Below are 10,883 nucleotides of genomic sequence, written 5' to 3' on the forward strand. Positions count from 1 at the left end.
CATTCTGCGAGGGCGGCCCTGATTGGTTGTATGCGCTCGAGTTCGGGGCGAGCACCCTGCCAGCAACACACCACCGGCACCTATCAAGAACCCCTCAAGGCCCCTGTCGTACCATGAGTAACAGGTACGAGACGAGAATCACTCCCCGATACGTCATACAACAGGCGTACCGGACTATTTGTCCGGCGTTTTCAGTTGGCGCTCAGGCAACGGTTGTGTAACGATGATCCCCGAGCGTCCACGGGGGTGGCGTGTCGTTACGACGAAACGAAGGTAGAGACGACGTGTTCAAGAACAAGAGTGCGAGCCGTGCTGCTCGCCTGACCGCCATCGCTGTCAGCGTGGCGGCCCTCGGCGCCGGTGTACCCGCCGTCGCCAGTGCGACGCCTGTCACCGTGATCCCGGGCCTCCCGCCGGTCGAGGTTCCCGAGCTCCCGAAGGTTCCGAACCTGCCGACGCCGCCGAGCCCGGAGACGAAGCAGAAGCCGAAGCCCAAGCCCAGCCCAAAGTCGACGACTCCGGACAAGCCGGCCGTTCCGGCGATGCCGAACGTCAAGTCCGAGACCGGCTACGTGGCTCTCGCATCGGACCGCACACACCAGGTCTACTGGTGGAAGGACGGCAAGTTCATCAAGCAGATGCCGACCTCGATGGGTACGAACGACCACCCGACCGCCAACGGCGTCTACCACACCAAGGAGAAATACCGCGACATGTACATGGACTCGTCCACGTACGGTGTCCCGGTCGATTCGCCCGAGGGCTACCGCACGTACGTCGAGTACGCGACGCGCATGTCCTGGGACGGCATCTTCATCCACGCCGCACCGTGGTCGGTCGCTCAGCAGGGCGTCTCGAACGCCAGCCACGGCTGCCTGAACGTGAGCACCGAGAACGGTAAGTGGGTGTTCGACAATGTCGGACGCGGAACCCCGATCGTGGTGCAGGGCACCGTCGGCGGCAAGTACACCGGCGACTAGTCAGCCACGACATCACCCGATGTCGACCGGGCCCCTTCCGACAATCAGTCGGTAGGGGCCCGGTCTCGTCGGTAGGTGTCTTCATCCGCTCCGGCCGCGGGTCTCAGGCGACGAGTGCGACGTTCGATCGGTGCATGGTCGCCTCGACTTGCATCCACTGGGCGAGCATCTGGCAACCGGTCAGGTCTGGGTCGGTCAGCGGTGCATGCCGGTACGGCTCGCCGTCATAGGAGACGTGCCGACCGCCGCCGACATTGGTCAGTCGCCATCCGCCGACCCCGATGGTCGACGGCAGGTAGCCACGCACCTCGCGAAACGCCGCGCGAAGGCGATGCGCATCGCGACGCCACTGGCGCGGGGTGACGGAGGTTCGCTGCGCGTTCTGCATCCGGCGAGAAAGGACGGCGGCCCACATGTCGGCGATCCAGCGTCGAACGTGCAGAGCCGACAGTGAGTCGGTGAGGTCGGCGACGTCGCGGATCAATGAGTCGTCGGATGCGTTGCAGATGACGTCGTCCGGCACGCCGACCCAGCACGCGGGCACCGCACCGGGCACCTCTGCGCCCGGCCCTGCGACGCCCCAGCCTGTACAGCCCTCGACGACGCCGGGCGGCTGATGGGGGTCGGCGACGAACCCGACGGCAAGCACGCGCCCGACGAGCGTCGACGACGCCGGATGCGCCAGGAAGATGCGAATGACGGCGGCGCCCTGCGAATACCCGATGAGCATCACCGGACCGTCTGCGGCGCGCACCGCCCGCGCGAGAGCAGCCACGCCGCACGCCACGCTGTCGACATACGCCATGCCGTCTCGGCCCGCCGTCGGCCCATACGCGGACGGATACCCCACCCAGCGACTGGTGAATCGGTGGTCGAGCACCCGGGTGACGGCAGCGAGCATCCCGGTGACCTCGGTGCGATCGTCCCCAGGATGCGACTCGCCGGTACCGCCGACTGCCAAGACGGTGATCGGTGCGCAACCCTGCTTCATGCTGTCCATCGTGCACCTCGACTCTGACAGATCCCCGCCCAAACCCTGAGCGCGTCCTGAGATGTCGGGCCGAGCGATGTCAGGCAAGAGCAGGGTCAGGACTGACAGGTCGGGCACCAGAACAGGTTTCGCGCTTCCATCTCCTGCCAAACGATCGGGGTCCCGCACACACGACACGGTTCCCTCGCCCTCCGATAGACATAGGTTCGCGGTCGATCGGCCGCGTACGAAGGCGCGCCGTGATCGTCGCCGGGCCGGATGACGTGCATCTTGCCGCGACGAACCCCGATCGGCATGAGGAGCAAGAGGTCGGCCCACAGGTCGTCGAACTCGGTGCGAGTGATCGTCGTTCCCGGCCGGTGTGGATCGATGCCCGCTCGGAAGAGCACCTCGGCACGGTAGACGTTGCCGACTCCGGCGAGAACCTTCTGGTCCATCACAAGCGCCCCGATCGCACGCCGCGACGTCGAGATCGCCCGCCACGCCCGCTCCGGATCGGCGTCGCTGCGCAACGGATCCGGGCCGAGTCTGGCGACCAGTGCATCGAGGTCAGCAGGCGTGTACAACTCGCACGCAGCGGGTCCACGAAGGTCCGTGCCGACGTCCGAGCCTTCGATCCGTATCCTGACCTGCCCGACGGGCGAAGCCATCGGAATCGGCTCCTCGCTGAAGGCGCCGTAGATGCCGAGATGAACGTGCACCATGTAGCCGCCGTCGACCGGGCCTCGCCGACCGGGGGTGTACCGGTGGATCAGATGTTTACCCCACGCCTCGGCGCGTCGGAACACCAGTCCGTCGAGGAGACCTGCCTCCTGGGAGAACCGTCCCTGCGGACTGCTCACGCGGACCCGCTGTCCGCCGAAGTACCGCTGCTGTCGCCGCGCAAGACGGTGGAGGGTGTGGCCCTCGGGCACGACTGCCCCTACCGGGTCAACGCGGCGGCTCGGGGAGGTCCGGCGCGACGCCGGTGGTCTCGTACTCGGCGAGGATGTCGATGCGACGCTGGTGGCGCGCCTCGTCGGACCACTCGGTGCTGATGAAGGCGTCGACGATCGCGAGGGCCTCCTCGGTGGTGTGCATACGTCCACCGATGCCGATCAACTGCGCGTTGTTGTGCTGCCGGGCGAGCTGAGCGGTCTCCACGCTCCATGCGAGAGCGCAGCGCGCGCCCTTCACCTTGTTCGCCGCGATCTGCTCGCCGTTTCCGCTCCCGCCCAGCACGAAGCCGAGGCTGCCCGGATCGGCGACGACACGCTCGGCCGCTGCGACACAGAACGCCGGGTAGTCGTCGACTGCGTCGTATTCGTGAGCACCGCAGTCGACGACGTCGTGCCCTGCGGACGTGAGATGTTCGGCGATCTGGTTTTTCAGTTCGAATCCAGCATGATCGGCCCCGAGGTAGATGCGCATGGCGTCACTATAGTTTGGAAGGGTGGAGAACGCTGAACCGATCCCCCGCACCCGCCTGCCAGGCGCACCCATCCCCTCGGTGCCCGACGTCGATGACTCCGTCGTCCCAGTCGAACCTGCGCCGATCGGCCCGGACACGGTCTGGCAGTCGCCTGCCCTGTACGCCCGCGCGCCGCGTCGGCACCCTTGGGAGATACCCGTCCTTGTGATAGCTGTCCTCGCGTCGCTCGCCGCGTACGCAGTGGTCATCACACTTGTGGCACTCGGGATGATCAGCCAGTTCCTGCTGATTCCGCTCGTCCTGCCGGTCCTCGTGTTCCTCGGACGCGGACTGGGCTACGCGAGCATGCGAGCCAATGCCGTCCAGGTGACGCCGACGCAGTTCCCCGACGCGTTCGCGATCGTCGTCGAGGCCGCCGCCCGATACGGGATGGAGTACGTACCCGACGCCTACGTGATGAACGGCAACGGTCAGGTCAACGCGTTCGCGTCCGGTCACGGCTTCCGCCGATACATCGTCGTCTACTCCGACTTGTTCGAAGTGGGTGGGCGGGCTCGTAGCCCGGAGGCCCTGAAGTTCGTGATCGGCCACGAAGTCGGACATATCGCGGCCGGCCACACGTCGTACTGGCGTCAACTGTTCAGCAGCCTGATCATGAGCGTGCCGATCTTCGGTTCGCTGCTGTCACGTGCGCAGGAATACACGGCAGACAACTACGGCTACTACTCGAGGCCGGACGGTGCGGCCCCGATGATCGGGCTCCTGTCTTCGGGCAAGTATTTGCTCAGCGCCATCGACTTCGACCAGTTCGCCGATCGCGCCGTCCACGAACGTGGGTTCTTCATCACCGTCGTGAACGCGCTGTCGTCCCATCCGGTGTTGACCTGGCGGGCGGCCGCATTGCGCGACCGCACCCGAAGCGGCGCCATCCTCTTCCGGCCCCGGACCTTCGTCCGCGGCACCGGCAGCGGGCACGTCACCGCGATTCCCGCCCCGCACGCACCGGCTCAGGTCGCCGAAGGCTCACTGCCGAACGAGCTGTCCGAGACACGGACGTACTGACGGTCGGCCCGTATGCGGGCCGACCGCCGATCGTTCATTCTCAGTCGAAAGCCGGATCTTCGTTCCGGCTACGCTTGAGTTCGAAGAAGTGTGGGTACGACGCGAGTGCGACGACGCCGTCCCACACCTTGCCCGCGTCCTCACCGCGCGGAATACGCGAGAGCACCGGACCGAAGAACGCGACATCGTTGACATGGATGGTCGGAGTCCCGACGTCGTCGCCGACCTTGTCCATACCCTCGTGGTGGCTCGCGCGGATCGCCTCGTCGAACTCGGTCGCGTCGACCGCCTCGGCGAGGTCGGGTTCCAGTCCGGCGGCGGCCAGTGCGATGGCGACGACAGACGGGACATCCCTGTTGTCCTTGTTGTGAAGTTCGGTCCCCATCGCGGCGTACAGCGGTGCGAGCACCTCGTCGCCGTGGCGCGACTGTGCGGCGGCGAGTACCCGGACCGGCCCCCACGCATCTTTCAACATCTCACGGTACGAATCCGGGATGTCCTTGCCCTCGTTGAGAACCGCCAGGCTCATGATGTGGAAGCGGACGTCGAGGGCGCGTACCTGCGCCGCCTCGAGGATCCAGCGCGAGGTGATCCAGCACCACGGGCAGAAGGGGTCGAACCAGAAGTCAACGCGATCATTTTCAGCCATACCTCGATTCAACCACTGTGTGCCGCATCCAGCCACGGACGTCGTCGCCCCGTCCCACGCAGTACGCCGTCGATCACTAGAGTGGGCCGGGTGAGCGCACCGAATCTGACACGTGACCAGGCGCAGCAGCGCGCAGCACTTCTCAACGTCGACGAGTACATCGTCGACCTCGACCTGACTGACGGGTCCGGCGGCCCGGGCGAGACCACGTTCTCGTCGTCGACCACCGTCACCTTCCGGGCGACGGAGGGAGCGTCGACCTTCATCGATCTGATCGCTCCCCGCATCCTGTCGGCGACACTCAACGGCGTCGAACTCGACGTGACCGGGTATGACGAGTCCGTCGGCCTCGCCCTCCCCGACCTCGCCGCCGAGAACAACCTACGGATCGTCGCCGAGTGCGAGTACTCGAACACCGGCGAAGGTCTGCATCGCTTCGTCGATCCGGCGGACGGCGCCGTGTACCTGTACTCCCAGTTCGAGACCGCAGACGCGAAGCGTATGTTCGCATGTTTCGATCAACCCGACCTGAAGGCCCGCTTCACCACCACGGTGACCGCTCCGTCGGCCTGGCAGGTCATTACCAACGGCGCGCCTGTCGGCGAACCCGAGTCCGCACCGTCGGGCGGCCTCGTCCACCGCTATGCGACAACCGAGTTGATCAGCACGTACCTCGTCGCGCTGATCGCAGGCCCGTACGCGAAGTGGACCGACGAGTACACCGATGAGCACGGCACCATCCCACTCGGGCTGTACTGCCGCGCCTCACTCGCAGAGTTCATGGACGCCGAGCGGTTGTTCACCGAGACCAAGCAGGGGTTCGGTTTCTACCACCGCACCTTCGGGGTGCCGTACGCGTTCGGCAAGTACGACCAGTTGTTCGTCCCCGAGTTCAATGCCGGCGCCATGGAGAACGCGGGAGCGGTCACCTTCTTGGAGGATTACGTCTTCCGGTCTCGCGTTACCCGCTACTTGTATGAACGACGTGCCGAGACCGTCCTGCACGAGATGGCGCACATGTGGTTCGGCGACCTCGTCACCATGACGTGGTGGGACGACCTATGGCTCAACGAGTCGTTCGCGACGTTCGCCTCAGTCCTGTCCCAGGTGGAGGCCACCGAGTACACGAACGCGTGGACCACGTTCGCGAACGTCGAGAAGTCGTGGGCGTACCGCCAGGATCAGCTGCCGTCGACTCATCCGATCGCGGCGGACATCCCCGACATCGCGGCGGTCGAGGTCAACTTCGACGGCATCACCTACGCGAAGGGGGCCTCGGTCCTCAAACAGCTCGTCGCGTACGTCGGGCTCGACCCGTTCCTGGCCGGGCTGCGCGACTACTTCGCGGCCAACCGTTTCGGCAACGCCACGTTCGCCGACCTGTTGGGCGCACTGGAGAAGGCATCCGGCCGCGACCTGTCCGACTGGGGCGGCCAGTGGCTCAAGACCACCGGCATCAACGTGCTGCGGCCCGAACTCCACACCGACGCCGACGGACTCATCACGTCGTTCGCCGTCCTGCAGGACGGCGCTGCGCCGGGCGCAGGCGAGACGCGAGTGCACCGGATGCGCATCGGCGTATACGCACCGAATGACACCGGCCGCCTGGTGCGGACCGAATCGGTGGAACTCGACGTCGACGGGGCGCGCACCGAGGTGCCCGCGCTCGTGGGCAAACACCGAGGCACGCTGATCCTGCTCAACGACGACGACCTGACGTACGCCTCGGTCCGGCTGGATCCAGAGTCGCTGGCGACGGCGACCGCTCGGATCGGCGACATCGAGGACTCGATGCCGCGCACGCTCGTGTGGTCGGCGGCCTGGGAGATGACCCGCCAAGCCGAGATGAGCGCCCGGGACTTCGTCGAACTCGTCAGCCGCGGCATCGCGTCGGAGACCGAGGTCGGTGTCGTACAGCGTGTCCTCATGCAGGCGACGACCGCTCTCGAGGCGTACGCGGCTCCGAACTGGGCGGCGACGACGGGGTGGCCGCAGTTCGCCGACCGTCTCCTCGAACTGGCTCGCGACGCCCAGGCCGGATCCGATCACCAGTTGGCGTTCGTCAACACACTTCTCGCCGGAGTCACGACCGACGACCAGCAGCCGATCCTGCGTTCACTCCTGGACGGCGATGCACCGTCGTCGGTCGGGTTGGACGGCCTCGTCGTCGACGACGAACTGCGGTGGCGCCTGGTCAAGGCCCTCGCGACGCGCGGCAGCATCGACGACGCGGTGATCGCAGCCGAAGCGCAGCGCGATAACACCGCAGCAGGAGCCCGGCATGCGGCGGCCGCACGTGCCGCGTTCCCGACCCCCGAGGCCAAGCAGTCCGCATGGACCACAGCGTTCACCGACGACGACGTCCCCAATGTGACGGTCCGCGCCATCGTCGAGGGCATCACCCGTGCGGGGCAGTCGGCGCTTCTCACCCCGTTCACGCACCGCTACTTCGACTCGATCGTCGACGTGTGGTCACGCCGAACGAGCGAGGTCGCGCAGACCGTCGTCATCGGCCTGTACCCGAGTTGGGACCTCACCGACGACGCGATCGCGGCCGCCGACACACTTCTCGCCGGTGATCTCCCGGCAGCGTTGCGCAGGCTGATCGTGGAGGGCCGTGACTCGGCGCGGCGCGCCATGCGGGCCCGCGCCTTCGACTCCGCCCAGGGATAGTCGACCGGACGGCTACGACTGTGGCCCCCGACCGGAAAGGTCGGGGGCCACAGTCGTAGTCGGTGAACTCAGTCGTAGTCAGTGAACTACCGGCGCATGACTTATGGGCGTGCGACGGCAGTCGCCATCACGCGCAGCGCCGAGACCAGTCCGTCGATCAGGTCGCCCTGCTTGAATCCGGACAATGCAGCCTGCACACCGAGTTCGGCGACGCGGTCGTTGACGCGACCCGCAACGTCCGAACCGGACACGACTGCGACGTCACGCGTGTTGGGCGAGACGGCGATCAGCGCACCGTTATAGGGCTCGGGAGCTTCGGCGAGCGCAGCACGTGCCCCTTCGACCGGGTCGGCGCCGAGATCGCCGATGAAGACCGAGAAACGCACGAGGGCGGCCTCGCTAGTCTCCTTCAGCGTGTCGTCGAGCAGAATCAACTGGTCGCGCGTGAACGGCGGAGTGTCGAAACCCTTTCTCGGCCACAGGGCTGCGGAGACGCGCCCACTCGACGTGACGGCGGAACCGATCGGCAGCGATCCGGCGTCGACCTGTGCGATGTCACCACTTGCCACGTGCAGATCCTCCCTCTGTGTCGCCCGGCTCGGTGTGCCGGGCGAGCGTCATCGGATCGATCTCGGTCGCGGAAAGCAGTTGTGCACCGCGATCCCACCGCTGATCGAGCGTGTATTCCTTCGGTTGCGGGCGTTTGACGCTCCACGAAAACGCCATCGACACGACGCAGAGGATCACTGAGATCACGCACAGTACGACGACCGTCATTCCGACGGGGACAAGAAGCTGGTCCACACCCCACCCTTTCGACTCGCGCCTGAATTGAAAAAGCGCATACGACCTGCCGTGTGCAGATCATTGAAGACCAATTTATCGCACCGTCCCCGAGTTGTCCCCATAGGGCCTACAGAGCGTCGTAGGCGGTTGCGGCCAATCCGTGCGCACTCGCGACGATCGTGGACAATGGCCACGTGAGCACCTTTTACGACGAGGTCGGCGGCCACGACACGTTCGCGCGGATCACCGCGCGCTTCTACCAAGAGGTGGCCGACGACGAGATCCTGCGCCCGATGTACCCCGAAGCCGACCTCGGCCCGGCCGAGCACAGGCTCCGCATGTTCCTCGAACAGTACTGGGGCGGCCCGCACACCTACTCCGACGAGCGCGGACACCCCCGGCTCCGGATGCGGCACATGCCGTACCACGTCGGTCCGATCGAACGCGATGCGTGGCTGCGTTGTATGACGATCGCGATCGGTTCCATCGAGCCCGACGTCCTCGACGACGAGCATCGGGCGCAGCTGCTCGGCTATATGGAGATGGCCGCGAACTCGTTGATCAACAGTCCACTGTGACGAATATGGAAGAATCGCGACGGTGAGCGAACAGTACGTGACCAATTCCGGGCCCACAGGCGACTGGTGGCGCAACGCCGTCGTCTATCAGGTGTATCCGCGATCGTTCTCGGACTTGAACGGCGACGGTGTCGGCGACCTCGCAGGGGTGACCGACAAGCTCGGCTACCTGGAACTCCTCGGCGTCGACGCGATCTGGCTATCGCCGATCATGCGGTCGCCGATGGTCGACCACGGATACGACGTCGCCGATCCGCGCGACATCGATCCGGTTTTCGGCGACCTCGCCGCCTTCGACAAGCTGGTCGCGGAGGCTCACGACCGCGACATCAGAGTAACCATGGACTTAGTGCCCAACCACACGAGTGACCAGCACGAGTGGTTCGCTCAAGCGTTGGCTGCGGGCCCAGGAAGCCGCGAACGCGAGCGCTACTTCTTCCGCGACGGGCTCGGCGACGACGGCTCGCAGCCGCCGAACAACTGGACGAGTGTGTTCGGCGGGCCAGCATGGAGTCGAGTCATCGACGAGGACGGTACCCCCGAGCAGTGGTACCTGCACCTGTTCGCACCGCAACAGCCAGACCTGAACTTCGACGACCCGGAGGTCCTCGACGACCTTCGCACCACGATGCGGTTCTGGCTCGATCGCGGCATCGACGGATTCCGGATCGACGTCTCACACGGGATGGCCAAACCCGCAGGACTCCCCGATATGACCGAATCAGTGGAGATCCTCCGCCACACGGACGACGATCCGCGTTTCAACGATCCGGGAGTCCACGCTATCCACCGCGAGATCCGCGCTGTGATGGACGAGTACCCGGGCACCGCGAACATCGGCGAGGTGTGGGTGTCGTCCAACGACGCGTTCGCCCAATACGTGCGCCGCGACGAACTGCATCTGGGATTCAACTTCCGGCTGGCCACCGTCGACTTCAACGCCGACCACATCCGGGAGGCGATCACCGAGTCGCTCGCCGCGACGTCCTCGGTCGGTGCCGTCCCCACGTGGACGCTCTCGAACCACGACGTGCCGCGCGAGGTGACCCGATACGCGCCCGCCCCCGCGGGGCCGGACCTCACCGACGGTCAGGCGCTCGCGGTCGGCGCACTGCGTGCCCGCGCGATGGTCATGGTCGAGTTGGCATTGCCGGGCACCGTCTTCATCTACAACGGAGCCGAACTCGGCCTCCCGAACGCCGATCTCCCGGACGACGCCCTCGTCGATCCGGTGTGGGAGAACTCGGGCCACACCGATCGCGGACGCGACGGCTGCCGGGTGCCGATGCCGTGGGAGGGCAGCGAGCCGCCGTTCGGATTCAGTACGAGTACCGACACGTGGCTCCCGATCCCCGCAGACTGGGCCGGGCTGACCGTCGAAGCTCAGTTGGAGGACATCTTCTCCACGCTGTCGCTCTACCGGCAAGCGTTGGAGTTGCGGTACGCGCGGCCAGAGTTCTCCGGTGACACGGTCGAATGGTACGGCGCACCGGAGGGCTGCATCGCGTTCCGCCGTTCCGGCGGCCTGATCTGCGCGATGAATGCGTCGGCTGAGCCGGTTCCGCTGCCTCCCGGCCAAGTCCTGTTGGTCAGCACTCCGCTCGACAACGGACTGCTCCCGCCGAACACTGCCGCCTGGCTCATCTGACGTTCTCCCCACCACCCGCTGGTCGACCGACGTCGAAGACCCCCACTGCTGGTCGAGCGAAGTCGAGACCCTCGCTGCCGGTCGAGCGAAGTCGAGACCCTCGCT

Annotated in this window: 11 protein-coding genes; 5 read left to right on the top strand and 6 right to left on the bottom strand. The window is 66.1% G+C overall.

What is annotated here, in order from left to right; genetic code table 11:
- Positions 1 to 284 precede the first annotated feature (284 nt).
- Positions 285 to 980: a L,D-transpeptidase gene (locus ACTIMF_RS14695; RefSeq protein ID WP_442351041.1), complete on the top strand. Its 696-nt coding sequence runs from the start codon at positions 285 to 287 to the stop codon at positions 978 to 980.
- 103 nt (positions 981 to 1,083) lie between these two features.
- Here the strand turns inward: ACTIMF_RS14695 and ACTIMF_RS14700 are convergent, their stop codons facing one another.
- The 3 genes from ACTIMF_RS14700 to ACTIMF_RS14710 form a co-directional block, all read right to left on the bottom strand.
- Positions 1,084 to 1,971, bottom strand: coding sequence for a PE-PPE domain-containing protein (locus ACTIMF_RS14700; protein ID WP_442351042.1), 888 nt, complete (start codon positions 1,969 to 1,971; stop codon positions 1,084 to 1,086).
- Positions 1,972 to 2,066: 95 nt separating this feature from the next.
- A complete protein-coding gene (locus ACTIMF_RS14705; protein ID WP_442351043.1) occupies positions 2,067 to 2,885 on the bottom strand; it encodes an Fpg/Nei family DNA glycosylase in 819 nt (272 codons plus the stop codon).
- A gap of 16 nt (positions 2,886 to 2,901) precedes the next feature.
- Positions 2,902 to 3,381 (bottom strand): ribose-5-phosphate isomerase, encoded by a 480-nt coding sequence (locus tag ACTIMF_RS14710; protein WP_442351044.1) that lies wholly within the window; start codon positions 3,379 to 3,381, stop codon positions 2,902 to 2,904.
- 22 nt (positions 3,382 to 3,403) lie between these two features.
- On the opposite strand from ACTIMF_RS14710, the gene ACTIMF_RS14715 reads away from it, so the two are divergent.
- A complete protein-coding gene (locus ACTIMF_RS14715; protein WP_442351045.1) occupies positions 3,404 to 4,444 on the top strand; it encodes a M48 family metallopeptidase in 1,041 nt (346 codons plus the stop codon).
- 40 nt (positions 4,445 to 4,484) lie between these two features.
- Here the strand turns inward: ACTIMF_RS14715 and ACTIMF_RS14720 are convergent, their stop codons facing one another.
- Positions 4,485 to 5,093: a mycothiol-dependent nitroreductase Rv2466c family protein gene (locus ACTIMF_RS14720; protein WP_442351046.1), complete on the bottom strand. Its 609-nt coding sequence runs from the start codon at positions 5,091 to 5,093 to the stop codon at positions 4,485 to 4,487.
- Positions 5,094 to 5,183: 90 nt separating this feature from the next.
- Here ACTIMF_RS14720 and pepN point away from each other — a divergent pair, with 90 nt between their 5' ends.
- Entirely contained in the window at positions 5,184 to 7,766 is a 2,583-nt protein-coding gene (pepN, locus tag ACTIMF_RS14725) for an aminopeptidase N (protein ID WP_442351047.1), read from the top strand.
- Between the two features lie 101 nt (positions 7,767 to 7,867).
- On the opposite strand, the gene ACTIMF_RS14730 is transcribed toward pepN, so the two are convergent.
- Together ACTIMF_RS14730 and ctaJ are read right to left on the bottom strand one after the other, a co-directional pair.
- A complete protein-coding gene (locus ACTIMF_RS14730) occupies positions 7,868 to 8,335 on the bottom strand; it encodes a DUF5130 family protein (protein ID WP_442351048.1) in 468 nt (155 codons plus the stop codon).
- Positions 8,322 to 8,570 (bottom strand): aa3-type cytochrome oxidase subunit CtaJ, encoded by a 249-nt coding sequence (gene ctaJ, locus ACTIMF_RS14735; protein ID WP_442351049.1) that lies wholly within the window; start codon positions 8,568 to 8,570, stop codon positions 8,322 to 8,324. The genes ACTIMF_RS14730 and ctaJ overlap by 14 nt, the downstream gene beginning before the upstream one ends.
- Positions 8,571 to 8,746: 176 nt before the next feature.
- Here ctaJ and ACTIMF_RS14740 point away from each other — a divergent pair, with 176 nt between their 5' ends.
- Together ACTIMF_RS14740 and ACTIMF_RS14745 are read left to right on the top strand one after the other, a co-directional pair.
- Positions 8,747 to 9,130, top strand: a complete 384-nt coding sequence (locus ACTIMF_RS14740; protein WP_442351050.1) for a globin — start codon at positions 8,747 to 8,749, stop codon at positions 9,128 to 9,130.
- Between the two features lie 22 nt (positions 9,131 to 9,152).
- A complete protein-coding gene (locus ACTIMF_RS14745) occupies positions 9,153 to 10,778 on the top strand; it encodes a glycoside hydrolase family 13 protein (RefSeq protein ID WP_442351051.1) in 1,626 nt (541 codons plus the stop codon).
- Positions 10,779 to 10,883 lie beyond the last annotated feature (105 nt).

This window comes from Gordonia sp. (in: high G+C Gram-positive bacteria), assembly GCF_052106715.1.
Taxonomy (GTDB): Bacteria; Actinomycetota; Actinomycetes; order Mycobacteriales; family Mycobacteriaceae; genus Gordonia.

Coding starts and splice junctions, on each gene's coding strand:
- ACTIMF_RS14700 (WP_442351042.1), bottom strand. CDS start 1,971: ATGAAGCAGGGTTGCGCACCGATCACCGTCTTGGCAGTCGGCGGTACC.
- ACTIMF_RS14710 (WP_442351044.1), bottom strand. CDS start 3,381: ATGCGCATCTACCTCGGGGCCGATCATGCTGGATTCGAACTGAAAAAC.
- ACTIMF_RS14720 (WP_442351046.1), bottom strand. CDS start 5,093: ATGGCTGAAAATGATCGCGTTGACTTCTGGTTCGACCCCTTCTGCCCG.